At 54.6% G+C, this 575-nt stretch carries 1 pseudogene; it reads left to right on the plus strand.

From position 1 onward, the window contains the following. Nucleotides 1-575: pseudogene (locus tag BG74_RS18625) on the plus strand (excinuclease ABC subunit UvrA); the annotation flags it as partial.

Genomic DNA, 575 nt, shown 5'->3' on the forward strand with positions numbered 1-575 from the left:
GTATTGCAAAATCAAGACATCTCCCTGGCCGGTGGCGCCATTCGTGGCTGGGATCGGCGCAACTTTTATTATTTCCAGATGCTACGCTCGGTGGCCGAACACTATAAGTTCGACGTCGAGGCGCCGTTCCATACGTTGAGTCCGACGGTTCAAAAAAAAATTCTTTTCGGATCCGGCAAGGAAAACATCGAATTTAAATATATCAACGATCGCGGCGACACCTCGGTGCGTCGCCACCCGTTTGAAGGGGTTCTGCCGAACATGGAGCGCCGCTATAAGGAAACCGAGTCCACCGCAGTACGGGAAGAGCTAGCCAAATATATCAGCAACCGCCTATGCGCCACCTGCGTCGGGACCCGTCTGCGGCGCGAAGCCCGCCACGTTTTCGTGGAGCACACCACCCTGCCGGAAATTTCCGAGATGGGGATTAGCCATGCGCTGGCGTTTTTCGACGACATAAAACTCGGCGGTCAGCGCGCCAAGATCGCTGAAAAAGTATTGAAAGAGATCCGCGATCGGCTGAAGCTCCTGATCAACGTAGGCCTGAACTATCTTTCCCTGTCGCGTTCGGCAGG

Origin of the sequence: Sodalis-like endosymbiont of Proechinophthirus fluctus (genome assembly GCF_001602625.1) — a bacterium.
Lineage (GTDB): Bacteria > Pseudomonadota > Gammaproteobacteria > Enterobacterales > Enterobacteriaceae.